Genomic DNA, 26,086 nt, shown 5'->3' on the forward strand with positions numbered 1-26,086 from the left:
GGGACGGCCAGTGCCGTCCCGAATTTGTCATGAAAGAACGGGCCTCACTTCGCCTGCCAGGCGTACCAGCGCGTGGCGATCTCGTCGCGATGCTCGGCCCAGTAGTTCATATCGAGGTTGATCTGCCCGTCGACATGGGCGTCGGGCAGGCTCTTGACCACATCGGCGGGCATCTCGGCCTTGGCCTTGGTGTTGACCGGCGCGTAGCCGCTCGCCTCGGCGAATTTCGCCTGGCCGGTCGGGCTGGTCGCGGCAACGAGGAACTTCATGGCGGCGTCCTTGTTCTTGGCACCCTTCGGCACGACGAGAACATCGGCGGCGGTGAGGTTCTGGTTCCAGGAGACGCCGACATCGGCGCCATCCTTCTCCAGCGCGAAGACGCGGCCGTTCCAGAGCTGGCCAAAGGTGGCCTCGCCGGAGGCGATCAGCTGTTGTGACTCCGCGCCGCCGCCCCACCAGACGATGTCCGATTTGATGGTGTCGAGCTTCTTGAAGGCGCGATCGAGGTCGAGCGGATAGAGCTTGTCGGCCGGCACGCCGTCGGCGAGCAGCGCGATCTCGATCACGCCCGGCGCCGACCATTTGTAGAAGGTGCGCTTTCCAGGGAATTTCTTGATGTCGAACATGTCGGCCCAGCTTGCCGGCTCGCCGGAGACGGAGCCCTTGTTCCAGGCGAGCACGAAGGAATAATAGAAGCTGCCGACGGCGTTCTCATTCGAGAAGCGCGGGTCGAGATCAGCCTTCGGCACGACGGCGAAGTCGATCGGCTCGAGCAGGCCGTCCTTGGCCGCCTTGATGGCGAAATCCATCTCGACGTCGACGACGTCCCAGGTGACGTTCTTGGCGTCGATCATGGCCTTCAGCTTGCCGTAGTCGGTCGGTCCGTCCTGCAGCACCTTGATGCTGGACGAAGCGGTGAAGGGTTCGGCCCAGGATTTGGTCTGGGCTTCCTGCGTCGTCCCGCCCCAGCTGGTGAACACCATCTCATCGGCCTTCGCGGCCGTGGTCGCCATGAGTCCGGCAAGGATGCCGGCGAAAATCAGTTTCATCTCGTTCTCCTCTGATTGGTTGTTCCGTTTCTTGTTCTTCAGTGCACCGCCGCCATGCTTCCTCAGCGCATGACGAAGGGATCGGGGATCGGGTCGTCCGAGGTGCGGATCCACACCGATTTCGAGCGCGTGTAATCGCGGATAGCGTCGAGGCCGCCTTCGCGGCCGAGGCCAGAAAGGCCGTAGCCGCCGAAGGGCACCAGTGGCGAGACGGCGCGGTAGGTGTTGACCCAGACGACGCCTGCATGGATACCGCGCGCCATGCGATGCACCTTGGCGAGATTTGATGTGAAGACGCCGGAAGCGAGCCCGAAGGGCGTGTCGTTGGCCAGAGCCAGCGCCTCAGCCTCGCTGTCGAAGGCGAGCACGCTGAGTACCGGTCCGAACAGTTCTTCACGCACGCAGGCAAGCGTCTGATCCTGTGCCTCGATGATGGTCGGCAGGTAGTAGAATCCGTCGGTCTTGTCCTTTGGCCGCGCGCCGCCCGAGATCAGGCGGCCGCCCGCCGCCACGCTCTCCGCGACGATCGCCTCGATCCTTTCACGCTGGCGCGCGGTCGCCAGCGGACCCATCTCGGTCGCCGGATCCTGCGGATCGCCGATGACGATGGCTTCGGCCTTGCGCTTCAGCCGGGCGAGGAAATCGTCCTTGACCGAGCGCTCGACCAGAAGCCGCGAGCCGGCGACGCAGCTTTGGCCGGTCGCCGCGAAGATGCCGGCGACGACGGCATTGGCGGCGCTGTCGAGATCGGCGTCGGCGAAGACGACGACCGGGCTTTTGCCGCCGAGCTCGAGCGTCGTGTAGGCGAGGTTCTCGGCCGTGTTGGCGACGATCCGCCGCGCGGTCGACGGGCCACCGGTGAAGGCGACCCGCGCGGCCAGCGGATGGCTGGTTAGGCGATGCCCGCAATCATGCCCGAAACCGGTGATGATGTTGACAGCGCCGGCTGGAAAGCCGGCTTCGCCAACCAACTCGGCGAAAGCGAGAAGCGGCGCTGGGCCGTCCTCGGAGGCTTTCAGGACAACGGTGCAGCCGGCGGCCAGCGCCGGGCCTAGCTTGACCGCTGACAGGAAGAGCTGCGAGTTCCACGGCACGACGGCGGCGACGACGCCGATCGGTTCGGGCCGCACCGTCACTTCCATGTCGGCCTTGTCGATCGGGATGAAGGCGCCTTCGTGCTTGTCGGCCAGTCCGCCATAATAGCGGTAATAGTCGCCGACATAGGCGATCTGGGCGCGAGTCTCGCGGATGATCTTGCCGGTATCGCGCGTTTCCAGCTCGGCCAGCCGGCCGGCATTGGCGGCGACGAGATCGCCAAGTTTCACCAGCAGTTTTCCGCGCTCCGTCGCGGTCAGTGTCGACCATGGGCCGGAGCGCAGCGCGCGATGCGCGGCCTCGACGGCGCGGTCGACATCGGCAACGGAAGCGGCCGGCATCTTTGCCCACGGCGCGCCCGTCGACGGATCGATGCTGTCGAAAGTGGAGGACGCCTCGGCGAACTGGCCGCCTATGTAGTTCGTGAAGGCCGTGCTGCTCATCGCGCCCCCGCCTCCTGGAAGGCCGGCATCACCTTGTCCACGAACAGCTGCAGCGATTTCTTCTTGCGCTCATGCGAGAGGCCGCTGTCGATCCAGATGGAATATTGGTCGTAGCCCTGCGCCTCGTAAGTCTTCAGCCTGGCGATCACCTCGTCGGCTTCGCCAATGACGAGGTTCTGCCCGATCTTGTCGGGCGCGTATTGCGGCATGGCCGCGATCTCCTCCTCAGTCAGCGGTTCCAGAACGCCCTGGCGAACGGGCTTCTTGTTCTGGAACCAGGCGCCGAACTGGCAGTAGAACCGCGATAGGTCTTGGGTCAGGCGGTCGGCGTCGGCGGCGTCCTCGGCGACGAACGTGTGCATCAACAGCATGATCTCCGGCCGCGGGATGTCCGGATGGGCCTGGCAGGCGGCGTTGAAGCGCTCCATCAAGCTGGCCACCTCGCCATCGCCGGAGGCGAGCGGCGTCACCTGCACCTGGCATCGGTTGGCGACGGCGAAGTCATGCGAATTCGGGTCGCGCGCGGCCACCCAGATCGGCGGGTAGGGTTTTTGCAAAGGCTTCGGCGAGGAGGTCGTCGGGGGAAACTGCCAGAACTCGCCGGAATGCTCGTAGTCGCCATCCCAAAGGCCGCGTATCGCTGGGATCATCTCGCGCATGCGCTGGCCGGCGCCCCAGGCGTCCAGTCCCGGGAAGACGCGCTGATACTCATAGCTGTAGGCGCCGCGCGCGATGCCCAGATCCAGCCTGCCGCCGGTGATGACATCGGCCATCGCCGCTTCGCCGGCGAGTTTGATCGGGTGCCAGAAAGGCGCGATGATGGTGCCGGTGCCGAGTCGGATGGTTTTCGTCTTGGCGGCGAGATAAGCGATGTTGATGAACGGGTTCGGCGAGATGGTGAATTCCATCCCGTGATGCTCGCCGATCCAGGCCGCCTCGAAACCGGCGTGCTCCGCCAGCAGCACGAGTTCTTCCAGCTCCGCCACGAGCTCTGAATGCGGCTTATCGAGATCCGAGCGCTCCATATGGACGAAAAGCGAAAACTTCATCGGTCTCACCGCTGGCCGGAATGGATTGGGCCGGAATGGATTGGCGCCGGCTTGGCGAGCGGCCGGACTTCGCCTTCGACCTCGTTGCCGACATAGACGCCGAACGTGTCCTCCGTGCGCTCGTGCGCATAGCGCGCCAGCATCGAACGCACCGCGGGGTCGGCGACTTTCAATTCAGCGATGCATTCGATCCCGACAAGGCGGATCTGGCCGTCACCGGAGACGGGTGCATCTACCGTTCCGCGATAATAGACATGAGTCCGCGAGGCGTCCGTCGCGTCGTCCCAAACCGCGTAGAGAAAGCCGAGCTCTGCGTCGATCGCCTTGGCGGCAAGTTTTCCCTTGAGGCTGCGAGCATCGTTCGCGGCGCCGAGACCACGACCGGCCGGCAATTGGTATCCTTCGGCGGTCTCGAAGAAGAGCACGCGGCCTTCATTCTCGAGGATGGCGCCGACCTCGGTTCCGGGCGGAGCGGCGGCGGCCAGCGCTTCCTGGCTCAGGCCCGGCGTGACATAGGCGCCGCGGCAGTAGCCAAGAGGCTGTGCGCCATTGTGACTGAAGTCGTGGACGCGGCCGATGAGGATCGAATGGTCGCCGGCATCGACCAGCTGCTCCATGTCGCAATCGAACACCGCGACCGATCCGTCGATCAGCGGATTGCCGGTCTGCCCGGGTTGCCACGCCACCGAGGCGAACTTGTCGGCGGCCTTCGAGGCGAAGATGCCGGACGCGGCTTTCTGGGCTTCCGACAAGATGTTGATGGCAAAGCCTCTCGAAGTCGAGAAGGCCTGATGTCCCAGCGCCTTCTTGGCAATGCAGACCAGCACCAGCGGCGGCTCGAGCGAGACGGAGGTGAAGGAGTTGGCGGTGAAGCCGCGCGCGTCGCCGGCCTCGTCGATCGTGGTGACGATGGTGACGCCGGTCAGAAAGGAGCCGAGCGCGCGCCGGAACTCCATGGCGTCGAACGCGGGGGCATCGAATGAGGGGACGACTTTCGCCGCCTCAGATTGAACAGCCGTGACCTGGTCGAGAAAGGCCGTGATGCGTTGAGTCACTTTTTGCGGCGAAGCGATTGTCATCATGTGCTTTTCGCCGCTCAGCACGACACATCGCCCAGCCGGAGCGAGCCGCGCCATCGCCGCCGACATGGCGGGAGTCGAGTTGCGATCTTCCGAGCCGGTCATGAACAGCGCGGGTGCCGTGAGGTTGGCCAGCCGATCGGCATGCGCGGTATCGGCGCTGGCAAACAGGCGGTAGGTTCGGGCGTAGCCTTCGGCGTCGACGCTTTCGAGCGCCGCGCGCGCCGTCGCGGCCGCGTCTGAAAGACCGGGTGGAATCGGATTGCCGAACCAGCGGGCGATCGTCGCGGCGATAGCCGAGGGATCGCCGGGTCCACCAAGCGCGGCCGCCCGTTCGCGCACCGCCTGAGCGAGATCCGGAGGGCGGCGGAAGACGGCGTTGAGACAGACGAGGGCGCTGACGCGAGGGGGAGCGCGAAGCGCGATTTCCTGCGCGACCAGCGCACCCATCGAGTGACCGACGACGGCGACGCGATCCAGGCCAAGATGATCAAGCAGGCGGATTGCTTGCTCGGCGAAGTCGGACAGGCCGGCGTTTTCGAGGGGCAGCGGCGAAGCGCCATGGCCAAGCATGTCGACGGCGATGACGTCGAACCGACCTTGCATGGCCGCGATCTGCGGCTGCCAGATCGCCGCATCCATGCCGACGCCGTGGATGAGCAGGACAGGCGCGCCCGAACCGGCACGGATGAAGCCGGTGCCGTCGGGAGCCTTGTTGCGCATCGTCGCGGCGTCAGCCATGCAGGTCTCCGATCTCCTTCAGATCCTGGTAGCGGTCGCCGATGCGATGATGCGGGCGGCCGCCGATCGACGCGCCGAGCGCCACCACTAGCTCGTCAGGGGCGGGCGCGTCGCCGATCTGGAAATGCACGGTCAGATAATGCGAGCGGCGGCCTTCGTCGTTCTTGTCCATCAGCGGGATCATGATCGGCGTGTTGGGACCGCCGCGCAGATTGGTGAAGGCGAGATAGGTCTTGGCACCGACGGCGCGGCGATAGTGGTTGCCGAAATGCAGCGTGTGGATCAGCGCCGAGGCATGCTCGACCTCGCCCGACGTGCCGCAGATGGCGGCCTTGCCGTAGCCTTCAATCGCCTCGCCAGAACCGGCGACACGGATGATCTCATTGGTTAGCGTCTCGCCGAGCAAGGGAGCGAGCGTCCGGATTTCAGGGGAAAGATCCTCGGTGAAGCCGCGGCCTGCCCACGGGTTAGTGAGCACCGCTGCGACGCCGATCAGGCGCAACGGTCGCGAGGCTACCTTGCCGCCTTCGATCAGCGTGTTCTCGGTATAGGTCACGATCTTGCGGATGGCCGACTGCATGGAATTCCTCGGGACGGAGCCGCTCGCGGCTGCATCGATTTCTATATCGTATTATGGTATACCATACTATGGAGTGCCGCATGTCTTGTCAATCGGTTATGGAATCTGTTTTTGTGACGAGACTAGGGATTCAGGAAAAATGGCTGACGACACGCTTCGCATCGACCGCTCCGCCAAGACGTTGAGGACGCTGGCGCTGGAGCGAATGCGCGAGGCGATCATGGATTTCCATTTCCAGCCAGGCGAAAGGCTGGTCGAGCGGCCGTTATGCGATCAGCTCGGGGTCAGCCGTTCGGTGGTGCGTGAGGTGCTGCGGCAGTTGGAGACCGAAGGCCTCGTGCAGATGATACCCGGGCACGGGCCGGCGGTGGCGAAGCCCGACCTTGGCCGCACCGACGAGATCTACGAGTTGCGCGCGCTGCTGGAGGGCATTGCCGCGAAGGCCTGCGCCACGTCGGCCACCGACGATCAGATCGCGCTGCTCGATGCGGCGCTGGCGAAGCTGCTCGAAGCGTGGGCGTCGGGCAAGCCGCCGGCGGTGATGCGCGCGACGACGACATTCTACGAGGCGCTGTTCGAGGCGGCCGACAAACGCGTCGCGTGGGAGATCGTGAGCGGGCTCAACGTGCGAATCAATCAACTGCGATCGATGACGATCGCCTCGGCGAACCGGCGCGAGCCGGCCATCGCGGAAATGAACGAGATCATGGATGCGATAAGGGCGCGCAAGCCGGATGAGGCCGAAGCGGCCGCGCGAAGGCATGTCGAATCCGCCTGGAAGATTGCCCGTACTGCGCTGCAGCCCGACGGCGAGTTTGGTTCGTTGCCGAGAAGCCGTTGACCCTTTAGCCTCCGACCTCTCCTCACACATACAGCCTCTCGTGCCAAGGGGGTGGACGCCGCCGCCTTCAACGATGTTCGATAAGGTTTGGTTCGTGATCGTTCACCCTAGGAAGGCTTGAGCGCAATCTTAATCTCCAGCGGTGGCTGACGATTGTCTGACTGCAGGAGAGCAGAGCAGTATCCTCAGCAAAAGTTCAGGCGTTAAGCCGCTATCCGGAATCCGGACCAGTTGAGGTTCGCGCCGGCGCGCCCTGTCAAGAAGGCAATCTGCCAGAAGTCGGCGCGCCAATTATCCAAAAACCGAATCTAGGGTCTCATCTTGTCCATAAGCACCCACAATTCCGACCGGGGCGCGACTCAGAACGTTCGAAAAAGCTTCTAGGAACTTCGGCGCGCCCTACCCGCAGCGGATCGAGCGTTCAATCGTCTCGCCCAACGTTGACTCGACATGAGTATGGCTGGACCGCAGGCCTGATTCGACGCGCTGCGGCGGGAGCGTCGTTGCTCAGACGTTCGGGTCTAAACCACCAATATCACTTTGGTCCCCCAATTGCCCCGCTCGCCAGCGCTTTTCCCTGTTCCTCGCCCTTGACAAGCGGAAAGCAAGAGTATTTTCTCGCTAAAATGATATTACTTCTTCGTAGAAAAGATGATTAAACCACCCTCACCCCCGATGTGTGAGGCACTGGGCTGAAAAGCAGGAGAACGGGATGGCGGGCGAGCTCGGCAAAATGAAGATGTATATCGGCGGCGAGCGGGTAGAGCCCGCATCAGGGGATTACTTCGAGACGGTGGATCCCTTCACGGCCAAGCCATGGGCGCTGGTACCGAGAGGAAATTCCGCCGACGCCGACCGCGCCATCCGCGCCGCGGACCGTGCTTTCAGAGAAGGCCCCTGGAGATCCATGCATCCTTCCGAGCGCGGAAAAATTATTCATCGGCTTGGCAGCCTGATCGAAGAACATGCCGACGCGCTCGCGGAAATAGAGGTGCGCGACAATGGTCGCCTGCTCGCGGAAATGCGGCATCAAATCCGCTATATTCCCAAATGGTACTATTACTATGCCGGCCTGGCCGACAAAATCGAAGGCGTTGTCCATCCCTGCGACAAGCCGGCGCTAAGCTATTCTCGTCCGGAGCCTTTGGGAGTTTGCGTCGGCATCGTTCCATGGAACGCACCGTTGCTGCTTTTCTCGCTCAAGGCAGCGCCCGCTCTAGCAGCGGGCAACACCATCGTCATGAAGCCGGCGGAGCATACGTCCGCCACCGCCCTGAAGCTTATGGAGTTGGTCGAGCTGGCTGGCTTCCCGCCTGGCGTGATCAACGTCGTGACCGGGTTCGGCAAGGAAATTGGCGAGCCGCTCGTTACACATCCATTGACGCGACACGTTGGCTTCACGGGCTCGACGGTAACTGGAGCGCATCTGTATTCGCTTGCCGCTCGCGACGTGAAGCGGGTGAGCCTCGAGCTGGGCGGCAAATCGCCAAACATCGTGTTCGACGATGCCGACCTGGACAACGCGGTGCGCGGCGTCGTCGGCGGCATTTTCGGGGCGACAGGACAGACTTGCATCGCCGGTTCGCGCCTGCTCGTGCAAAGGCGCATTCACGATCAGTTCGTCGAGAAACTTTCCGCCTTTAGCGGCGCGGCACGGGTAGGCGATCCGCGCAAGGTGGAGACCCAGATCGGCCCGATTGCCAACGCCACGCAGTACGACAGGGTGCTGGGTTACATCGATATTGCCAGGCAGGAGGGAGCAAGCCTCGTGTTGGGAGGCAAACGGCCCGAGCTTGCCGAATGCGAAGCAGGCTACTTCATCGAGCCAACCATATTCACCGGCGTCAAAAACGATATGCGGATCGCCCGCGAGGAAGTGTTTGGCCCGGTCCTTTCGACGATCGTGTTCGACGACCAGGAAGAAGCGGTGGCGATCGCCAACGATAGCGAGTTCGGCCTGGCGGCCGGCGTCTGGACCTCAGACATGAAGCGTGCGCTGCGCATGTCCGAACAGCTCGAGGCGGGCAGCGTCTGGATCAACACTTATCGCGACATCTCTTATACAACGCCGTTCGGCGGCTACAAGAAGAGCGGTCTGGGGCGCGAAAACGGCGTGGAGGGCATTCGCGAATACCTCCAGACGAAGGCGGTGTGGCTATCGACGGCCAAGGAAATCGAGAACCCCTTTGTCATCGGTTGAAGGACACCGGACAGATCGGAGTCGGGCTAGGAGGTGAGTGCAAAGATGATGAAGCGGAAGGGCAGCGAGATCCTCGCTGACGAACTCAGGCTCAACGGGGTCGAGCTCGTCTATCACGTCCCCGGCGAGAGCTTTCTTTCGGTGCTGGATGCGCTGGCGTGCCGCCATCCGGAAATCCGCACAATCACCTGCCGCCACGAAAACGGCGCTGCTCAGATGGCCGAGGCCTACGGCAAGCTGACCGGAACGCCCGGTATCGCATTTGTCACACGCAGTCCCGGCGCCACTAACGCCGTGAACGGCGTGCACACGGCCTACCAGGATTCTTCGCCGATGATCCTGGTGGTGGGCCAAGTGAAGCGGGGGTTGATGGAGCGCGAAGCGTTCATGTCCTACGACTTCCGCACGATGTTCGCGCCCATGACGAAATGGGTGGCGCAGATAGATGATCCGAAACGCATCCCGGAATTCATCCAGCGCGCCTATCACACGGCCATGACCGGCCGGATGGGCCCGGTCGTCCTCGTGGTGCCGGAAGACGTGCTCGAGGAGGAATGCGTCGTTGCGACAGGAAAGCCCTACACGTTGACCTCCGTCGGGACACCCGCCCCGGCCGACATGGCGAAGGTCCGCGATATGCTCTCCGATGCGGAGCGGCCAGTCATCATCGTCGGCGGCTCCGGTTGGACCGAGCAGGCGCGCGACGACATCCAGCGGTTTGCCGAAAATTGCCGTGTGCCTGTCGTCACCACCTTCCGCCGCCGGGATATCATCGACCATCGGCTGGAATGCTATGCCGGAGAGATCGGCATCGGCTCCAACCCGGCTCTTCTTTCGCACATCAGGGACACCGACCTCGTCATCATGGTCAACGACGCGCTCAGCGATGTGAACACGATAGGGGCCGGATATATGGAGGGCTTCACACTCTTCGATATTCCCGTGCCCAAGCAGAAATTCGTCCATGTGACGAGCAGCCTCGAAGAATTGAACCGGGTCTTTCAGGTCGATCTCGCGATACTTGCCGACAATGACGCGTTCGCCGCCGCGCTCGCCGGGCTGCCTTCGATCGACCGCGCCGCGAGAGCGGAATGGGTCCGCCGGCTGCGCAAAACCTTCGAGATGGAAACGAAGCCGGGACCGTGTCCGGGTCCGATCGACTTGCCGAACATGATGAAATGGCTTCGGAACCGGTTGCCCGATGATGCGATCGTGACGAACGGCGTGGGCGCTTACGCGACCTGGAGTCAGAGATATTTCGCCCATTATAAGCTGCATACGCAGCTTGGTCCGATTAGCGGCTCGATGGGCTATAGCCTTCCGGCGGCCATCTCGGCGAAGCTGCTTTACCCGGAGCGGATTGTCGTCAATTTCGTCGGCGACGGCTGTTATCAGATGTGCGGAGAAGAGCTTGCGACCGCCGTCCAATACGGCGCCAACGTCATCATCCTGCTTTTCAACAACAACATGTACGGGACCATCCGTATCCACGAGGAAAACAGGCTCGATGGCCGTATCAACGGGACGAGCCTGGTAAATCCCGACTTCTGCATGCTTGCCAAAGCTTACGGCGCCAATGCCGAGCGTGTGCGCAAGACCGAAGATTTCGCCCCGGCGTTCGAACGCGCGATCGGCTCCGGCAAGCCCGCGCTGATCGAGCTCGCCCTCGATCCCGAAGCGATCCACACGCGCTATTCGCTGACAGACCTACGAAAACGACGATCGGCAAGGGCCTGAGCCATCCGGTCCGACGCGAGCAAATTGGCCGGTTCGCTGAACCGGCTGCCGACCGGCAAAGCACCCTCGACAGAAAGGGTGACCAACACAAGGGTGTCAAACCCTCCCAACCTCACCAACAAAGGGGAAGTAAAATGAAGAAAGTAATAAGTGCAGTTTCGATCAGCTTCCTGGCGGTAGCCGTTCTCGTACTCGGCAGGCCGACAATCGCGCTCGCCGACGATGCTATTACCGCTTCGGTCAAGACCGACCCGGCCTTGCACGCAATGCTGCCCAAGAGCATTCAGGATTCCGGAATTATCAAGCTGGCGACCGACGCGCACTATCCTCCGTGCGAGAGCTTTGCGGAGGATAATGTCACGATGGTCGGCTGGGAGCCGGACCTTTGGAATGCCTTGGCAAAGAAGCTCGGGGTGCAGGTCAAGGCGGAATCGATCAACTTCGATGGCCTGATACCAGGCGTCCAGAGCGGTCGCTACGACACCGCGATGGAGTGCATCTCCGACACGGTCGAGCGTGAAAAACAGGTGACGTTCGTTGATCTGTCGATTTCCATCAACGGCATCTTTACGCGTGAGGACAGTCCGATAACCAAGGATCCGCTGAGCCTGTGCGGCCTGAAAAGCGGCGAGCAGAAGGGCACGACATTTGTCCAGAGCGTCACGGAGTTGCTTTCGCCTCTCTGCGTAAAGAACGGCAAGCCGCCGATCACCACGAACGAATTCGCTTCTGCAGATGCCACTATCCTGGCGTTGCTTTCGGGTCGCGTCGATTTCTTGGTCAACGATGCTTCCGCCGCCGCCTATATCAAGAAACAGTCGTCTAAGCCGGTGAAGCTTATCGTGCTAGATGTGATGCCGAAGCAGATCGACGGCTTCATAGTGAAGAAGGACAACACGGAACTGGCCGATGCGCTGTTGGCCGGAACGAAGGCGCTGATGGACGAGGGCGTCTATGACCGCATCTTTGATAAGTGGGATATCGCGGCTCTGAAGCTGAAGACGCCCGGCATCAATCTGGTCTCCAAGGGCGCGACCGCCAACTGATATCCGAAATAGCCAAGGCATAAGCTTCCATCATTGCCTTGGCATCACAGCTTTCCGGCTCCGATCGCCCAATCGGGAATCGAGCCGGAAAGAACCGCTGGGCCAGCCGTCTGGACTTCGAGACAGCGCCGAATCTTCTTGCGAGACAACGGCGCATGGGAGGAAATGTTGGAAGCCATGCAAGCACGAAAGCTCGACGGTCCCGTACCTGAGACGCCGCTCGACCAGGCGGAGCCGAAGCGGCTGCAACGCAATCTTGCCTCCGACCACAAGCTGACGGTCGTTCCCGTCCGCAATCCGGGCAGATGGATCGCCGCGGCGGCGATGGCGGCGGCGGCGATATGGCTGGTTCATGGAATCGCCACCAACCCCAACTTTGAATGGGAGGTGGTGTTCGCGAACCTGTTTGCACCGGTCGTCCTGCAGGGACTGGGACTAACACTCTGGCTGACCGTTGCCGCAATGTGCATCGGATCCGTTTTGAGCGTCATCCTCGCGGTTATGCGGATCTCGGAGAACCCCTTTCTAAGCGTTCCGGCAGGACTTTATCTCTGGTTCTTCCGCGGAACGCCGATCCTTGTGCAGCTCATTTTCTGGTACAATCTCGCATTTCTGATACCAGAGATTGTCATCGGAATACCCTTCGGCCCGACTTTCTTCAGGGGTTCGGCCAACGATCTGATTACACCCTATTCCGCCGCTTTGCTCGGCCTCGGGCTCAATGAGGGCGCGTATATGGCGGAGATCGTCCGCGCTGGCATCATGTCTGTGGATCAGGGGCAGCAGGAGGCTGCTCGAGCACTGGGAATGAGGCCGGGACAAATTCTGAGGCGGATCGTTCTCCCGCAGGCACTACGAGTGATCGTGCCGCCGACCGGCAATGAGACGATCGGGATGCTGAAGATGACATCGCTGGTGAGCGTCATCGCGCTGTCCGATCTCCTCTATTCGGTCCAGACGATCTCATCCCGTACCTTCCAGACCATCCCGCTGCTGCTCGTCGCCTGTGTTTGGTACCTTGCTATAACCTCTGTGATGACCGCGTTGCAGGGACGGCTAGAGAAACGATTTGCCCGGGGAGAACGCGCGGCGACGGTGTCGTGGTCGAGACGGATGTTCGGCGGCTCAGCCATAAGGAATTCGAAATGACAATGCCCATGGTTTCCGCCGTTCAGGTGGGCAAGAGCTTTGGCGCCCTTCAAGTTCTCAAGGGGATTGATTTCGATGTCGAACTCGGAGAGGTCGTATGCCTGATCGGCCCTTCCGGTTCAGGCAAGTCGACCTTGCTCAGGTGTATCAATCATTTGGAGAAGATCGATTCCGGCGCACTCTATGTCGATGGCGACCTGGTGGGATACTGCCGTAGGGGAGATCGACTTTACGAACTTAAAGAAAGGGAAATCTCCGTCAGACGATCCAACATCGGAATGGTCTTCCAGCGCTTCAATCTGTTTGCCCATATGACCGCGCTGCAAAATGTGATCGAGGCTCCCATCCTGGTTCAAAAGCGTGCCAGGAAAGAGGTCATCGACGAGGCGATCGCACTCCTCGAGCGGGTCGGGCTGCGCGACAGGCTCGACGCGCATCCGGATCAGCTTTCAGGCGGGCAGCAGCAGCGGGTGGCAATCGCGCGTGCCTTGGCGATGAAGCCCAAGCTCATGCTTTTCGATGAACCGACGAGCGCGCTGGATCCCGAACTCGTCGGCGAGGTCCTCGACGTCATGCGTTCGCTTGCCGCCGACGGCATGACGATGATCGTTGTCACCCACGAGATGCGCTTTGCGGAAGAGGTGGCGGACAAGGTCGTGTTCATGGACGGCGGCATGGTCGTTGAAGAAGGGCCGCCGAAGCTGATTTTCGGCGATCCCAGTCATGAGCGGACGCGCGCATTTCTTTCGCGCATCATTTGAGCTGCCATACGTCAATCCAAGGACGCGGACGCCGCTTTTGACGCGCCCTTCCCGCTTCCCGTTGAGACCCGGGACGAGGCCCGGAACAGGCGCAGCCGGCCAAGGCGGCGTCTGCCACCCGGGCAGATGGCCTTGCCGAAGCGGCCCAGCCTGTGCCGAACCTCCATCCCTCGAGGATGGGCGTCGCCATCACGCGGCAGTATGAGCCGTCCAGGATCGTCGCCGCGCTGGCCGGCTCACCCTTCAAGCAGCGCCGGGTTTAATGGACTGCGCGCGCTTTCAGGCACCCTTCGAACGGCTCAGTCGTTCGCGAAGATGATGGAGTTCGCGCAGATATAGCCCCACGTCATGTTGGGTCCCAGCGTGGTGCCGGCTCCTACCGCCCATGTGCCGAATGGGTTGGCCATCGCTGCGCCGGCGCAATAGAGCCCCTCCACCAAGCTTCCGGCCGGTCTGAGCACGCGGCCGCCTGCGTCGGTTCGAGGTCCACCCTTGGTCGAGACGATGGTTCGGTTGAACGGAATTGCGATGAAGGGAGCCTTTTGGATAGGTGACAGTCGGCTTTTCCCGGGCCTCGCCTTCGTCGCGCCCGATGCCACATTCTCGCGATGAAATTGTTCATCCACGCCGGACGCACAAGACGCGTTGAAACGCTCGATCGTCCGTGCGAGTTCATCGGCTGGCAGTCTAGTCGCTTCGGCTAGCGCCGCGATCGTTTGCGCCTTCCTCGTCCAACCCGGATTTCGCGCTGCAAAGTGCCGCACGACGGGCAAGTTCTCAAGGAACGCCTGATCGCTGACCAGCCATGCCGGCAGATGAGCCGGCTGTCCGGTGGAGGGTTCGCGTTCATCTATGACTTCCCCGAGGTTGAAGCGGTATTCGTTGACGAAACGCCGGCCGTGGCGGTTCACAACAATCGCGTTGGGCTCCTGATGAAAGAAGGAGCTGATGCCGAATGGGCGACGTGACGCATCCAGCGGCAGACCTCCCGTGATGTTCGCCTGATCCATGTGTGCGAGTTCCGCGCCAGCCTCGACAGCGATGCGATGGGTGTCGCCGTCATTTCTCGACGGGCTTCCCAGGAAATCGCAATGTCCGGGAAAATGCTTTTCCCGCCATTCAGCGTCCCATTCAAATCCACCGGTGGCCAGGACCACCCCCTTGCGGGCCAGAATATTCCGTTTCCGCCCCTCCGCCTCGACCACCAGTCCCCTCACACGTCCGGTCTCGACGATCGGGGCGATCGCGCGGGTTTCCAGCGCGACACGGCAGCCATGATCAAGGCAGCCTCTGAGCAGGCCTGTGACGAGGGCGGTTCCCATCCCCCTGCCGCCGGTTAGCCAGCGCCAGAACAGTTGCGGCAACCTCTTGAAGGCGGCTTCGACCGGATGGTGGAATGGGTCGAGTTCAAGCATCTCCTGGAAAGTGAATACATGCGGAAGGCTGGGGGGCTGCAGGATTCGGGCATATGGCCCGGCCAGCTTCCTTCGCAGTATCCGTGGCGAAAGCATCCGCCCCATCCGCACAGCCCCTGTCTTTTCGAGATAGGGATCGGCTTCCTTGATCAACGAGAAGCGCAGGGGGGTCTCTTTTTCCAGGAAAGCCAGCATGTTCGGGGCCTCATCCACAAAGCTCCGCCAGAGCGCGTCTTCGGTCTCTCTCCAGCCCTCGGGAGCCACGGCCCGAATGTAAGTGAGGGCACGCTCCCGGTCGTCCGCTAGACCGGCGACGGCGGCGTGGTGGTTCGCCGGAATCCAGATGGCGGCTCCGGAAACCGCCGTCGTTCCACCGATGAGACCGGCACGTTCGACAATGATGGTGGATAGACCCGCAGCGGACGTGCGAAGCGCCGCCGCCAAGCCGGCCGAGCCGGATCCCGCAACCAGAACGTCGCACGCTTCGTCGGCCTCTGCCATCGGCCTGTCTCCTACGTTTTCCCGTTCGAGGCGGGCAGACTGCCGCGTCAGCCGACGCGCCTGCAGCCGGATGATTTCGGGTCGGAGCGATCTCGAACTCCAAATCGAAGAGATAGGTAATGAAGTCTGAAACCGCTTCGCGCCCTCAGGTCATGCTCGGACAGCGTCCGCCGCTATGAGCAGCAGTGCCGCCGCGAGCGAGAAATTGATCAGGATCATGTAAAAATGTCGGTCCCGTTCCGGCCCGCTATACATGAACATATTGTGGTAGAGCGGGGTCGCCACCACGAGGAAGGCGATCAGCACAGCGACTGCCGGCACTATCCAGTATCCGCCGATCAGCGCCAGGCCCGCCGCGGCCTGAGCCGCAAACCCGGCAGCCATGATCGGTGCCGGCAAAAGCCAGCCATAGCTGGTTTTCACCACCGTGATCCGCTGTTTGAAATGCAGGAAGTGCCGCGCGCCGGCAATCAGGAAAAACCCGCCAATGATGACCCGGCCAATCACCTCAAGTGTCGACACCCGCTCCTCCCTGAAAATAATATTTTTTCTACTACCTTAATATATCTCTTTAATCAAGATAGCACCCGAATTTGTCGATGGAGAACGCCTCTCTTGCCACTTGCCGGGATCCCGTTCCCGGGCCAGGGACACCAAGACGCTCCCTGCATCGCCGCTCAAGCACTGGGTAAATGGCAGTGAAATCAATAGCATGACGACCATCAAGGCCGCTCATTGAGCAATCGCCCGTCAAAAATATTATTAACGATGATTTTTAATATGGAAATTGACTGCCTGTACGTATAGCAATGTCCCAGGCCGATCAATCGCGGAGGATACGATGAAGTTCAACCACAGCATGGTGCGCGTGCGCGATCTGGATGCTGCCCTGGACTTTTACGTGCACAAGCTCGGGCTTGTCGAAGTGAAGCGCATGGAGAACGAAAAAGGCCGCTACACTTTGGTCTTCCTCTGCGCCCCCAACGATATCGAGGTCCTCGGAGGCAATGCGCCTCAGATCGAGCTCACCTACAATTGGGATATCGAGGACTATGGATCGGCCCGGAACTTCGGGCACCTGGGCCTGGAAGTGGACGACATCTACGCGGTCTGCGATCGGCTGGTGAAGGGCGGCATTACACTGAGCCGGCCACCGCGAGATGGTCGCATGGCGTTTGTCCGATCGCCCGACCTCATTTCGATCGAACTGATGCAGAAAGGTACGCCGCTACCGCCGGCGGAGCCTTGGGCGTCGATGCCCAATTCCGGTGCTTGGTGAACCTACCGCCTGAGGGCAAATAGGGCGCAACCGGCCGGGCCAATCTGACTTTGGACGCCCTGTCAGGTCGCGCAAGGGTCACGCCCCCTCCCATGGGCAGCATCACTCAACGAGAGGCAGGAATTTTCATGCGCAATCGAATCTTTTCCGGGGCCGCGTCCGAAGCCATCGCCGGTTACGCAAAAGCCGTCATCGACGGCAGGACCATCCACGTCTCGGGCACGACTGGACGCGATCCAGTCACAAACGAGTTTCCCGAGGACCCGGCCCAGCAGGCACGCAATGCCCTGTCGTCGATCAACGATACTCTTCGCCAGGCGGGATCGAGCCTGGCCGATGCCGTCGTCAGCCGCGTCTTCGTTGCGGACGCCGAGGCGGCATCGGCCGTCGTACCGGTACTTGGTGAGGTCTTTGGCGACATCAGACCTACAAGCACCTTTCTCATCTGTCAGATTCCTGCGTCCGGCGCGCGGGTCGAGATCGAGATCACCGCGTCCAGATCTGGCTCCGTAGTCCCTGGCTGAACGGATAGTTCAGGAAGCGGAGCGCTCCGCTTCCTGGCTGCGTGGCTACTGCTCCTGGCGACCACCCTTCAGGTCTGCCCGGCTGAGCTGTCGGATTAGCAATCGTCACCATTTGAGGCGGCTGAAGCGCCTATCATCAGATTGAAACCAAGACCCGGTTAGGCGCGAGCCCGCAACAAGTTGCGGCGAGAGGATCCCACCGCCAAACACCCTGTTCCACAGTGCTTATATTGCCTTCGACGATACCCAGTTTTTTACGAAGCGCATTGGCGACAAGGCCGAAATGTCGACGGGCGAGCGCCGGTCCGCGACGATATCCGAGAGGACCTTTCCGGCCATCGGCCCCGGCCCGAAGCCGTGACCGCTGAACCCTGTTCCAACGAGCATGCCTGAAACGCCTTCGACGGGACCCAGGACCGGAATGACATCCGGCATTGTGTCGATGATCCCCGCCCAGCAGGTCTCGATCCGCAGATCGGCCAAAGTCTTGAAGAGCCGGGAGAACTCTCGGCTTGCCTGCTCCACGCGCAAGAATTCCGGACGCGGGTTGTCGCGGCTGGGCGGAAAGTCGGCGACAGGCAAGTGGGTCCGCGAGGGAAAGAGCCGCTTGATCGGCGCGAGATAATCTATCCGTGCCGCATCGGGATTGGACCTTCGTGTGGCCTCGTACCATCGCATATGACGCCAGGAGTCGGGCCGCAGGTCGTATTCACCTCCCGCGACAGATATAACATAGGCTCCGTTCAGATCCTGCCGGATGCCGGTATGTTGACCCGAGACGCAGGCCGTTATGCGCGGTTCGGACCTCGCCACCGTTCTTGCGACCGTCGCCCGGATGAACTCCTGAGGCAGATCCAGTCCCGCCTTCCTCAACAGGGCGGCACTCCCGGCTCCCGCGGCGATGATCACCGTGCCCGCGCGGTAAAGCCGATCGCGGATCTGAACACCGGAGACTTTTGCAGCGCTGGTTTCTATGCGCGTGACCGGCTCACCGAAAGCGAATGCCGCTCCGGCTCTGAGCGCCGCTTCAAAAAATGCGCGGGTCGCTCGAGCAGGCTCGGCCTTCCCGTCACTGGGTGTGTACATCGCTCCGACCACGCCGCAATCGGTCGCCAGCTGAGGCACCAGCGCGTAGGTTTCCGTTGCCGACAGCATCCGCGTGTCGAGGCCAAATTCTTCGGCCGCGCGCTTCTGCCAGGCACGCCTGGAAACAAGATCCGCCTCGCTGAACGCCAGCGACACGTTCCCGCCCTGCCGCCACCCTACCCGGCACCCCAGTTCCGCTTCGAGCCCTTCCCATATCGACAGGGCGCCGATCATCAATGCAAGCTCTCGAAAGTCGCGGTTCTGCTGACGGACAAAGCCGAGGTTGCGGCCGGATTGCGCCGACCCAGGTGCGTCTCGCTCCACAAGCAGGACACGCATTCCATTCCTGGCGGCATAATATGCCGCGGAGCATCCGACGATGCCCCCGCCGACAACAATCACGTCCCAGTCGCGTGTGGATATCGCTTCCATCAGGCCGCCGCGTCACTGTCTTCTGCAGAGAAAGTCACTTCGTTCGACCGCTGGATCATCGAGGACCTTTGCAGGCATGCCGCGCGAAAGACATCTCATCCATCAATAATGGCTGACAGCTCACCGCAAGGCCGTGACCATGATTTCCACGGTAAGAGCAGGGTCCGCCAGGCGTGACTCCACGCAGGCGCGAACAGGCTTGCCGACATCGGCGACCCACGCTTCCCATACTGTATTGAGCTCGTTGAACGTAGCGGTGTCGGCCAGCCAGATCTGCGCACTGACAAGTTTCGCTTTGCTTGTGCCTGCTTGGGCGAGGTGATGATCGATCCTTTGAAGTATCTCTTTTGTCTGTGCGGTGACGGTGCCGCCGCGCGTCTCGACCGCGGTTAGGCCAGCCAGAAAGACGAAGCCACCCGCCTCCACGGCAAGGCTCATGCGATTGTTCTCGTCATGTCGAACGATACCGCTGCTCATTCCCCCACCTTCCCAGACCAGAGGCATTTCAAATTCATAATATTACATTTCTAGTTATATGATAGGGTAAGTGATTGGTTGCCGTTGTCAAGCCGGGCAGGATTTGCAACTTGGCGTAGCGACATGGTTTCCCCGATGGCCTCAGATTTCGCAAATTTCCGGTAAATTTGCCGCTGATTCCAGCCTCGGCCATGATCAACGCGAATTAAATGACGCTGGACAATCCGCCCAAACTCGTCGTATCAATCCGCCCAACATATGATATTACAATGGGAGCGAGAGAGGATGGCGAACGAACTTCAAAACTCGCAGCCCCTTTACGAGCAGATCAAGACGGCCATCGAAAAGCGCATACGCGGAGACGAATGGCCCGCCGATTTCCGGGTGCCTTCCGAAGAATCTCTGGCCGAGGAATTCGGCGCCTCCTCCCTGACCGTGCGCCGGGCCCTGCGGGAGCTTCAGTCAGAAGGCATGCTCGTTCGCATCCAGGGTCGCGGCACTTTCGTCGTCGGGCCCCGGATGCAGTGCGCCATATTTGATCTGCCCGACGTCTCGGAGGAAATCGCTCTCAGTGGCGGCGTGCATACCAGCGAAGTGCTCTTTCTCGGCTTTGTGCCCCCCGAAAGTCCGTTCGCCGGCATGCTGCCCCTGCCCTACGACGGTCCGGTCTGCCATTCACGCCTGCTTCACAAGGAGGACGGAACGCCCATCCAGATCGAGGATCGCTTCGTCAACCCGGCGGAAGCTCCCGACTATCTGAAGCAGGACTTCACCCGCATCACGCCTCACGCCTATCTCCTGCGGGAAACCGAAGTGACCTATGTCGACAACACGATCCGGGCGATCCGCGCCGACGAAGAAAGCAGGCGTGCCCTCGAGATCGACGGCAACCAGCCCTGCCTTCTGCTCGATCGCCGTACGTGGCGCGAAGGCGTGCCCGTGACCCGCAGCCGCTTCCTCTATCCGGGCGATCGTTACCGGTTGCGCAGTTCGCATGAAGCCACCCCGAACCGCGGCACCACGCAGCAGCGCAATGCCGCGGCATCCAGGAGAATCCGATGAGAGACTACGTTGCCCGCTTGCGTGAACGCGGCGACCTGCTTGTTGTGGACAAGGAGATCGACCCGTTCCATCAACTGGCTGCCGTCACCCATGTGGCCCAGAAGCGCTGGGGCAAGCCGATCCTTTTCACCAACGTCAAGGGCACACGCTTTCCCGTCGTTACCAACGTTTATGGCTCGCGCGAGCGCCTGGCAGAGGTGATCGGTATCGATTCCACCGATTTCTGCCGCCAATGGAGCAATCTTGCCAATCTCGGCTCGGCAAGCGTCGGCGAACCCTTCGTCAAGGTCGATGACCCGGAACTGACCGAATGCAAGCTGTCTGATCTGCCGCTCATCACATACTCCGATCGCGACGCCGCGCCCTATTTCACCTCGGCCATGTTCATTGCCAAGGATCCCGAGACGGGGATCGGCAACCTGTCCTATCACCGCTCGATGTATGTGAGCGACAGCGAACTGCGCTGCCGCCTGGCGCCGCGCCATCACCTCACCATCTATCATGAGAAGGCCGAGAAAATGGGCAAGCCGCTGGAGGCGGCGATGTTGATCGGCGCGCCGGCGACATCCTTCCTCACCGCCGCGGCTCCGCTGCCCTATGACGTGGACGAACTCCAGGTCGCGGCGCGGCTGAAGGGCAGCCCCATCGCCATGCGCAAGTGCAAATATATCGACCTTGAGGTTCCGGCCGACACCGAAATCGTCATCGAGGGCCGCTTCCTGCCAAACGAGCGCCGGCCCGAGGGCCCGTTCGGCGAATTCATGGGTTACTACGTCCCTGAAGGCCCGAATGCGGTGTTCGAGGTTTTGGGGGTGACGGTGCGGCGCGACGCCATGTTCCACAGCATCCTGTGCGGCTCGGCCGAAGAGGTGCTGACGCTGGAACTGTCGGTGTCCGCCAACATCTTCCAACGGTTGAGCGCGGCACTGCCCGGCATTCTCGATGTCACCTGCCAGCCCTTTGTCAATCATGCCGTGATCAAGGTCGACCAGCAGTTCGAGGGCCACGCCCGCCAGGTAATGCTCGCCACCATCGGCGCCGAGCCGATCTGGGCCAAGGTGGTCACCGTCGTCGACGAGGATGTGGACATCTACAGCATGGATGACGTGATGTGGGCGACCTTGACCCGGTGCCGCCCAGACAAGGACATGATCATCATTCCCGACACGCCTTCCTTCTATCGCGACGAAGCCAAGGATCATTGGGGGCGCCTGCTTGTCGACGCCACCAAGCCGTTCCACCGCAGGGCCGAATTCGAACGCAAGAAAATCAGGCTTGCCGACAAGGTCGATCTCGCGAACTGGTTCGAAAACGCGTGAGCGGACCTGCTTCATACTGGCATGGCGGCACGGGCGAGCCACAGCCTCCCCGCATCATCGTCGGCATCAGCGGCGCCTCCGGCGCCGTCTATGGCATCAGAGCGCTGGACCAGCTCAGGGCCGCCGGCGTCGAAACCCATCTGATAGTGACGCGGTCGGCGCATCTGACGCTTTCCCAGGAACTCGGCATGCGTCCTGCGGAGATCGCCGAACGGGCCAGCGTCTACCACAATGTTCAAAACATCGGCGCCTCGATTTCCAGCGGATCCTTCCGGACGCTCGGCATGCTGATCGCGCCCTGTTCCATCAGGACGATGTCCGAGATCGCCACCGGCGTCACCTCCAGCCTGATGAGCCGCGCGGCGGACGTGGTGTTGAAGGAACGCCGTAAGCTTGTTCTGATGCTGCGCGAGACTCCGCTGCATCTCGGCCACCTTCGGACAATGACCGCGCTCGCCGAGATGGGTGCGATTATCATGCCGCCCGTTCCCGCGTTCTACGCCAGGCCACGCTCGCTTGAAGAGATGGTGGACCATAGCGTCGGCCGCGCGCTCGACCTGTTCGGCATCGACAGCGGCAAGGTGGCGCGGTGGGATGGAATGAGCGTCGACCGCGAAGCCTGCCCGAAACCCGGCGGCGATGCCTCCTGAAGCAGAGTCCTTACCGATGCAACCTGTCATAAATATCGAGCAAACCGCTGATCGCCCGCGCCGCCGTCCGGTCCACGGCGCGCATATCGGCATTATCGTGCTCGACACCGGGTTCGAGCGCCTTCCGGGTGATGTCGCCAATGCCCTGACTTGGCGTTTCCCGGTACAGTATCATGTTGTCACCGGAGTGCGCCCACAGGATGTGATCGAGGGCGCGCCCGAAAAGGCCTTGCCGGCTTTTTACGACGCTATCGACCGGCTGACCGAATTGGGCGTGGACGGCATCGCCACCAGTTGCGGGTTCCTGGCGATGGTACATCCGCAATTGCGCGCCTACAGCGGAGTGCCGATTGCCTCATCGAGTCTGATGCAGATTCCACTCGTGCTGCAGACATTGCCGGCGGATAAGACTGTCGGCGTCATCGTTTCGGATCGCAAGTCCATCACGGACGAGCATTTCATAAATATCGGTGCTCCTGTCGGCCTTCCACTCGGCGAGCTCGCCTTTGACGGGCCGATCCGCGCCAACATGCGCAACAACGCCTCCCGGGTCTCCTATGCGGCACAGGAGCGCGACGCTCTGGAGACTGTGGAGCGCATGCTCGCCGAAACGCCGTCGATAGGCGCCCTGGTCAGCGAATGCGCCAATCTTCCTCCCTATTCGCGGGCAATCGAGAAGACCTTCGGCGTGCCTGTCTACGATGTCGTGTCGCTCGTCGAGTGGCTTCACGCAGGCTTGAGGCCTCGCGGTTTCCACCCGGAAACCTCCTGAAGCACACCGCGATGGAGGCGTACGACCTGATCGTCGTGGGTGGCGGCCTCGTCGGGGCAGCCCTTGCATGGGGCGCGCAGACTGCAGGAGCCAACGTCGTCCTGCTCGATGAAGGCGACCAGGCCCATCGCGCCGCTCGCGGCAATTTTGGCCTTGTCTGGCTGCAGGGAAAAGGCGTCGGCACCCCGCCCTATATGCAGTGGTCGCTGCACGCAGGGCGCATGTGGCCGGGATTTGCCGCAAGGTTGAGCAATGCCGTTTCTTTCGACATCGGATGGCGGCAACCTGGCGGGCTGCAATTCTGCTTTAGCGAGGCGGAGCTGAACAAGCGCCGCGACGTCATCGCGCGCACAAAGGCCGATGGCGGCGACATCGACATGTCCATCCTCGACCGCGCCGACTTGCAGGCCCTGCTGCCCGGGATCGGCGACGACGTGGTTGGCGCTTCGTTTTCCTCGCTCGATGGCCACGTCAATCCGCTGTATCTGCTACGCGCGCTGCAACAAGGGTTGCAGGACGCCGGCGGCCGCTATCACCCGGGGTTCCGGGTCGAGCACATCGCCATCGAAAGAGATGGGTTCAAGGCAGTCAGCCGCACTGGCAGGGTCGCCGGCAGGCGGATCGCCCTGGCCGCTGGTCTGGGCGCGGCCAACCTCGCCAAGCATGTGGGGCTTTCAATGCCGGTGAGGCCCGAGCGGGGACAGATTGTCGTCACCGAACGAATTAAGCCATTCCTGCCCTATGCCACCAACTGCATCCGGCAATCGGTCGAAGGCACGGTCCTGCTGGGCAGCAGCCATGAAGATCGCGGTTTCGACGAAGGAACAGATGTACCCATCGCAGCCGCGCTGTGCAGGACGGCAGCCCGCGTCTTTCCGGCGCTTGCCGAGGCCACGGTGGTGCGCAGTTGGGGTTCGTTGCGCGTCATGACGCCTGACGGCCTCCCCATCTACGAGGAATCCGAGCGTTTTCCAGGCGCCTTTGCCGTCACCTGCCACAGCGGCGTCACCCTCGCCAGCGTCCATGCGCTGGAGATCGGTCCGGCGCTGGCGAAAGGTCGGCTGCCCGAACATCTTTCGAGCTTCACAAGCGGCAGGTTCGATGTTCACCAGGGTTGAACGAAGCTCCGCATTGCCCCCGGGCGGTAGTGTCCTCGATTTCGAGGGCTCCCAGGTTCCTTTCCGGTCCGGCGATAGTGTCGCCGCTGCGCTGCTGGCAGCCGGGATTTCGCCCTTCAGGGAAAGCCCTGTCGATGAAAGTCCGCGCGCGCCCTATTGCATGATGGGCGCGTGCTTCGAGTGCCTGGTCGAGATCGACGGCAAACAGAACCAGCAATCCTGCCTGACAAGGGCCCGCCCCGGCATGGCCGTCAAGCGCCAGCACGGTGCGAGGTCGCTCGTATGAATGACCCGTGGGACGCCATCGTGATCGGAGCCGGACCTGCCGGAATGACGGCGGCCGCAACGCTGTCCGAAGGCGGCGCCCGCACGCTCGTTATCGACGAACAGTCCGCGCCCGGCGGCCAGGTCTACCGCGCCGTCGAACGCAACGCGGACAATGCGGCCCTTTTGGCTGTGCTCGGCGCGGACTATGCAGGCGGCGCCGCGCTGACGGTCAGGCTGCGCGCCAGCGCGGCTGAGTTGCACTTCGACACGAGCGCCTGGCGAATCGATGCCGACGGCACAGTCTGGATCAAAGCTGACGGTAAGGTCGAGCAGTTGCAGGCAAGGACCCTCGTCATCGCCTCGGGCGCGATGGAGCGGCCGGTTCCGGTGCCCGGCTGGACACTGCCGGGAGTCATGACGATCGGCGCCTTGCAGATCATGCTGAAGGATGCGGGCCTTCGCCCCTCCGGACGCCTTGTGCTGGCCGGCTGCGGTCCGCTCTTCTACCTGTTCGCGGTCCAGTGCCTCGAAGCCGGCATTTCCGACCTGGTCCTTCTCGACACTGCGGAGCGCGCCAATCTCATCCCCGCGCTGCGGCATCTGCCGAAAGCCGTTTTCGGCCACGGTCCGGGTTACCTTCGGAAGGGCCTGGGACTGATGGCTGCGTTGCGCCGGCGCGGCGTGCAGATCCACCGCCGGGTTTCCAACCTCCGTATCGATGGCGCCGAGCGCGCAAGCGCCGTCAGCTTCCATGCCGGCACTCGCCCCTTCCGCATCGAGCTCGACCTGATTGCCTTGCATGAGGGCGTGATACCAAGCCAGCAGATAGCCAGGTCCATCGGCTGCGCCCATAAATGGGATGAAGGGCAACAGTGTTTCCTCCCCGTCCTCGACCCGATGGGGGAAAGCTCCATTCCCGGTATCTTCGTCGCCGGCGACGGCGGCGGCATCATAGGCGCGACGGCCAGCGCCGATGCCGGCGCGCTGTGCGCGCTGGCGATCCTCAAACGTCTCGGCAAGATTACCGAAACTGAATTTGCAAGACGAAAGGCCGTCGCGCAGCAGGCCCTCGACGCCCACCTGACGATCAGGCCTTTCCTCGACCGGCTCTATCGTCCGCGCGACGAAGTGCTCGCTCCGCCCGACGAGGTGGTCGTCTGTCGTTGCGAGATGGTTCGCGCCGGCGCCATTCGCGATGTCGTGCGGCAGGGCTGCGTCGGCCCGAACCAGACCAAGGCCTTCGTGCGATCAGGCATGGGCCCTTGCCAGGGCCGCATGTGCGGTCCCACTGTCAGCACCATCGTGGCCCGCGAAACCGGCCAGACCCTCGACGCGACAGGATATTATCGTGTCCGCGCGCCGCTCAAGCCTGTCACGATCGGCGAACTGGCCAGCCAATACGGAGAGGAATGAC

24 protein-coding genes are annotated in these 26,086 nt (G+C 62.1%); 15 read left to right on the forward strand and 9 right to left on the reverse strand.

What is annotated here, in order from left to right; genetic code table 11:
• Positions 1-44: 44 nt before the first annotated feature.
• The 5 genes from FJ957_RS17060 to FJ957_RS17080 form a co-directional block, all read right to left on the reverse strand.
• On the reverse strand, positions 45-1,049 hold the full coding sequence (locus tag FJ957_RS17060) for an ABC transporter substrate-binding protein (RefSeq protein WP_140833248.1): 1,005 nt from the start codon (positions 1,047-1,049) through the stop codon (positions 45-47).
• Positions 1,050-1,111: 62 nt separating this feature from the next.
• A complete protein-coding gene (locus FJ957_RS17065) occupies positions 1,112-2,587 on the reverse strand; it encodes an aldehyde dehydrogenase (RefSeq protein WP_140833250.1) in 1,476 nt (491 codons plus the stop codon).
• Positions 2,584-3,636, reverse strand: coding sequence for an LLM class flavin-dependent oxidoreductase (locus FJ957_RS17070; RefSeq protein ID WP_140833252.1), 1,053 nt, complete (start codon positions 3,634-3,636; stop codon positions 2,584-2,586). The genes FJ957_RS17065 and FJ957_RS17070 overlap by 4 nt, the downstream gene beginning before the upstream one ends.
• A 5-nt stretch (positions 3,637-3,641) precedes the next feature.
• The gene (locus FJ957_RS17075) at positions 3,642-5,456 is read right to left on the reverse strand and encodes an alpha/beta fold hydrolase (protein ID WP_140833254.1); all 1,815 of its coding nucleotides are present in this window, start codon (positions 5,454-5,456) and stop codon (positions 3,642-3,644) included.
• Positions 5,449-6,036, reverse strand: coding sequence for an amino acid synthesis family protein (locus FJ957_RS17080; RefSeq protein ID WP_140833256.1), 588 nt, complete (start codon positions 6,034-6,036; stop codon positions 5,449-5,451). Before FJ957_RS17080 ends, FJ957_RS17075 begins: the two co-directional genes overlap by 8 nt.
• 139 nt (positions 6,037-6,175) lie before the next feature.
• On the opposite strand from FJ957_RS17080, the gene FJ957_RS17085 reads away from it, so the two are divergent.
• From FJ957_RS17085 to FJ957_RS17110, 6 genes are all read left to right on the forward strand, one after another.
• The gene (locus tag FJ957_RS17085) at positions 6,176-6,877 is read left to right on the forward strand and encodes a GntR family transcriptional regulator (RefSeq protein ID WP_140833258.1); all 702 of its coding nucleotides are present in this window, start codon (positions 6,176-6,178) and stop codon (positions 6,875-6,877) included.
• Between the two features lie 712 nt (positions 6,878-7,589).
• On the forward strand, positions 7,590-9,077 hold the full coding sequence (locus FJ957_RS17090; protein WP_140833260.1) for an aldehyde dehydrogenase: 1,488 nt from the start codon (positions 7,590-7,592) through the stop codon (positions 9,075-9,077).
• Positions 9,078-9,125: 48 nt separating this feature from the next.
• Positions 9,126-10,814 (forward strand): thiamine pyrophosphate-binding protein, encoded by a 1,689-nt coding sequence (locus tag FJ957_RS17095; RefSeq protein ID WP_140833688.1) that lies wholly within the window; start codon positions 9,126-9,128, stop codon positions 10,812-10,814.
• A 134-nt stretch (positions 10,815-10,948) separates the two neighbouring features.
• On the forward strand, positions 10,949-11,860 hold the full coding sequence (locus FJ957_RS17100) for an ABC transporter substrate-binding protein (protein WP_140833262.1): 912 nt from the start codon (positions 10,949-10,951) through the stop codon (positions 11,858-11,860).
• A gap of 177 nt (positions 11,861-12,037) precedes the next feature.
• Positions 12,038-13,009, forward strand: a complete 972-nt coding sequence (locus tag FJ957_RS17105) for an amino acid ABC transporter permease (protein ID WP_140833689.1) — start codon at positions 12,038-12,040, stop codon at positions 13,007-13,009.
• Positions 13,006-13,770: an amino acid ABC transporter ATP-binding protein gene (locus tag FJ957_RS17110; RefSeq protein ID WP_140833264.1), complete on the forward strand. Its 765-nt coding sequence runs from the start codon at positions 13,006-13,008 to the stop codon at positions 13,768-13,770. The genes FJ957_RS17105 and FJ957_RS17110 overlap by 4 nt, the downstream gene beginning before the upstream one ends.
• Positions 13,771-14,069: 299 nt before the next feature.
• Here FJ957_RS17110 and FJ957_RS17115 read toward each other — a convergent pair whose 3' ends face one another.
• On the reverse strand, positions 14,070-15,686 hold the full coding sequence (locus tag FJ957_RS17115; RefSeq protein WP_140833265.1) for an FAD-dependent oxidoreductase: 1,617 nt from the start codon (positions 15,684-15,686) through the stop codon (positions 14,070-14,072).
• Between the two features lie 150 nt (positions 15,687-15,836).
• Positions 15,837-16,208 (reverse strand): DoxX family membrane protein, encoded by a 372-nt coding sequence (locus tag FJ957_RS17120; protein WP_181177585.1) that lies wholly within the window; start codon positions 16,206-16,208, stop codon positions 15,837-15,839.
• A gap of 319 nt (positions 16,209-16,527) precedes the next feature.
• On the opposite strand from FJ957_RS17120, the gene FJ957_RS17125 reads away from it, so the two are divergent.
• Both FJ957_RS17125 and FJ957_RS17130 read left to right on the forward strand, forming a co-directional pair.
• Positions 16,528-16,965 (forward strand): VOC family protein, encoded by a 438-nt coding sequence (locus tag FJ957_RS17125; protein WP_140833269.1) that lies wholly within the window; start codon positions 16,528-16,530, stop codon positions 16,963-16,965.
• A gap of 92 nt (positions 16,966-17,057) precedes the next feature.
• The gene (locus tag FJ957_RS17130) at positions 17,058-17,489 is read left to right on the forward strand and encodes a Rid family hydrolase (protein WP_246685864.1); all 432 of its coding nucleotides are present in this window, start codon (positions 17,058-17,060) and stop codon (positions 17,487-17,489) included.
• A 225-nt stretch (positions 17,490-17,714) separates the two neighbouring features.
• Here the strand turns inward: FJ957_RS17130 and FJ957_RS17135 are convergent, their stop codons facing one another.
• Positions 17,715-19,007, reverse strand: a complete 1,293-nt coding sequence (locus FJ957_RS17135; protein WP_140833271.1) for an FAD-binding oxidoreductase — start codon at positions 19,005-19,007, stop codon at positions 17,715-17,717.
• A 120-nt stretch (positions 19,008-19,127) separates the two neighbouring features.
• Positions 19,128-19,484, reverse strand: a complete 357-nt coding sequence (locus FJ957_RS17140) for a RidA family protein (protein ID WP_246685865.1) — start codon at positions 19,482-19,484, stop codon at positions 19,128-19,130.
• A gap of 285 nt (positions 19,485-19,769) precedes the next feature.
• On the opposite strand from FJ957_RS17140, the gene hutC reads away from it, so the two are divergent.
• The 7 genes from hutC to FJ957_RS17175 are packed head-to-tail and all read left to right on the forward strand — an operon-like array spanning position 19,770 to position 26,085.
• A complete protein-coding gene (gene hutC, locus FJ957_RS17145; protein ID WP_140833273.1) occupies positions 19,770-20,546 on the forward strand; it encodes a histidine utilization repressor in 777 nt (258 codons plus the stop codon).
• Positions 20,543-21,865 (forward strand): UbiD family decarboxylase, encoded by a 1,323-nt coding sequence (locus FJ957_RS17150; protein WP_140833275.1) that lies wholly within the window; start codon positions 20,543-20,545, stop codon positions 21,863-21,865. Before hutC ends, FJ957_RS17150 begins: the two co-directional genes overlap by 4 nt.
• A complete protein-coding gene (locus tag FJ957_RS17155) occupies positions 21,862-22,515 on the forward strand; it encodes a UbiX family flavin prenyltransferase (protein ID WP_140833277.1) in 654 nt (217 codons plus the stop codon). Before FJ957_RS17150 ends, FJ957_RS17155 begins: the two co-directional genes overlap by 4 nt.
• Positions 22,505-23,287 (forward strand): aspartate/glutamate racemase family protein, encoded by a 783-nt coding sequence (locus tag FJ957_RS17160; RefSeq protein WP_246674308.1) that lies wholly within the window; start codon positions 22,505-22,507, stop codon positions 23,285-23,287. The genes FJ957_RS17155 and FJ957_RS17160 overlap by 11 nt, the downstream gene beginning before the upstream one ends.
• An 11-nt stretch (positions 23,288-23,298) precedes the next feature.
• Positions 23,299-24,405, forward strand: coding sequence for an FAD-dependent oxidoreductase (locus tag FJ957_RS17165; protein WP_140833696.1), 1,107 nt, complete (start codon positions 23,299-23,301; stop codon positions 24,403-24,405).
• Complete coding sequence (locus tag FJ957_RS17170) at positions 24,389-24,691, forward strand: (2Fe-2S)-binding protein (RefSeq protein ID WP_140833279.1); 303 nt, start codon at positions 24,389-24,391, stop codon at positions 24,689-24,691. Before FJ957_RS17165 ends, FJ957_RS17170 begins: the two co-directional genes overlap by 17 nt.
• The gene (locus FJ957_RS17175) at positions 24,688-26,085 is read left to right on the forward strand and encodes an FAD/NAD(P)-binding oxidoreductase (RefSeq protein WP_140833281.1); all 1,398 of its coding nucleotides are present in this window, start codon (positions 24,688-24,690) and stop codon (positions 26,083-26,085) included. Before FJ957_RS17170 ends, FJ957_RS17175 begins: the two co-directional genes overlap by 4 nt.
• Position 26,086: the final 1 nt, after the last annotated feature.

Source organism: Mesorhizobium sp. B2-4-6, assembly GCF_006442775.1.
In the GTDB taxonomy this organism is placed as follows: domain Bacteria; phylum Pseudomonadota; class Alphaproteobacteria; order Rhizobiales; family Rhizobiaceae; genus Mesorhizobium.

What these genes read in the sequence shown, in the direction of transcription:
- FJ957_RS17070 (WP_140833252.1), bottom strand. Translation starts at nt 3,636, where the DNA reads ATGAAGTTTTCGCTTTTCGTCCATATGGAGCGCTCGGATCTCGATAAG.
- FJ957_RS17110 (WP_140833264.1), top strand. Translation starts at nt 13,006, where the DNA reads ATGACAATGCCCATGGTTTCCGCCGTTCAGGTGGGCAAGAGCTTTGGC.
- FJ957_RS17115 (WP_140833265.1), bottom strand. Translation starts at nt 15,686, where the DNA reads ATGGCAGAGGCCGACGAAGCGTGCGACGTTCTGGTTGCGGGATCCGGC.
- FJ957_RS17140 (WP_246685865.1), bottom strand. Translation starts at nt 19,484, where the DNA reads ATGAGCAGCGGTATCGTTCGACATGACGAGAACAATCGCATGAGCCTT.
- FJ957_RS17085 (WP_140833258.1), top strand. Translation starts at nt 6,176, where the DNA reads ATGGCTGACGACACGCTTCGCATCGACCGCTCCGCCAAGACGTTGAGG.
- hutC (WP_140833273.1), top strand. Translation starts at nt 19,770, where the DNA reads ATGGCGAACGAACTTCAAAACTCGCAGCCCCTTTACGAGCAGATCAAG.
- FJ957_RS17130 (WP_246685864.1), top strand. Translation starts at nt 17,058, where the DNA reads ATGGGCAGCATCACTCAACGAGAGGCAGGAATTTTCATGCGCAATCGA.
- FJ957_RS17150 (WP_140833275.1), top strand. Translation starts at nt 20,543, where the DNA reads ATGAGAGACTACGTTGCCCGCTTGCGTGAACGCGGCGACCTGCTTGTT.
- FJ957_RS17125 (WP_140833269.1), top strand. Translation starts at nt 16,528, where the DNA reads ATGAAGTTCAACCACAGCATGGTGCGCGTGCGCGATCTGGATGCTGCC.
- FJ957_RS17095 (WP_140833688.1), top strand. Translation starts at nt 9,126, where the DNA reads ATGAAGCGGAAGGGCAGCGAGATCCTCGCTGACGAACTCAGGCTCAAC.
- FJ957_RS17135 (WP_140833271.1), bottom strand. Translation starts at nt 19,007, where the DNA reads ATGGAAGCGATATCCACACGCGACTGGGACGTGATTGTTGTCGGCGGG.
- FJ957_RS17175 (WP_140833281.1), top strand. Translation starts at nt 24,688, where the DNA reads ATGAATGACCCGTGGGACGCCATCGTGATCGGAGCCGGACCTGCCGGA.
- FJ957_RS17100 (WP_140833262.1), top strand. Translation starts at nt 10,949, where the DNA reads ATGAAGAAAGTAATAAGTGCAGTTTCGATCAGCTTCCTGGCGGTAGCC.
- FJ957_RS17105 (WP_140833689.1), top strand. Translation starts at nt 12,038, where the DNA reads ATGCAAGCACGAAAGCTCGACGGTCCCGTACCTGAGACGCCGCTCGAC.
- FJ957_RS17170 (WP_140833279.1), top strand. Translation starts at nt 24,389, where the DNA reads ATGTTCACCAGGGTTGAACGAAGCTCCGCATTGCCCCCGGGCGGTAGT.
- FJ957_RS17065 (WP_140833250.1), bottom strand. Translation starts at nt 2,587, where the DNA reads ATGAGCAGCACGGCCTTCACGAACTACATAGGCGGCCAGTTCGCCGAG.
- FJ957_RS17080 (WP_140833256.1), bottom strand. Translation starts at nt 6,036, where the DNA reads ATGCAGTCGGCCATCCGCAAGATCGTGACCTATACCGAGAACACGCTG.
- FJ957_RS17090 (WP_140833260.1), top strand. Translation starts at nt 7,590, where the DNA reads ATGGCGGGCGAGCTCGGCAAAATGAAGATGTATATCGGCGGCGAGCGG.
- FJ957_RS17075 (WP_140833254.1), bottom strand. Translation starts at nt 5,456, where the DNA reads ATGGCTGACGCCGCGACGATGCGCAACAAGGCTCCCGACGGCACCGGC.
- FJ957_RS17165 (WP_140833696.1), top strand. Translation starts at nt 23,299, where the DNA reads ATGGAGGCGTACGACCTGATCGTCGTGGGTGGCGGCCTCGTCGGGGCA.
- FJ957_RS17160 (WP_246674308.1), top strand. Translation starts at nt 22,505, where the DNA reads ATGCCTCCTGAAGCAGAGTCCTTACCGATGCAACCTGTCATAAATATC.
- FJ957_RS17060 (WP_140833248.1), bottom strand. Translation starts at nt 1,049, where the DNA reads ATGAAACTGATTTTCGCCGGCATCCTTGCCGGACTCATGGCGACCACG.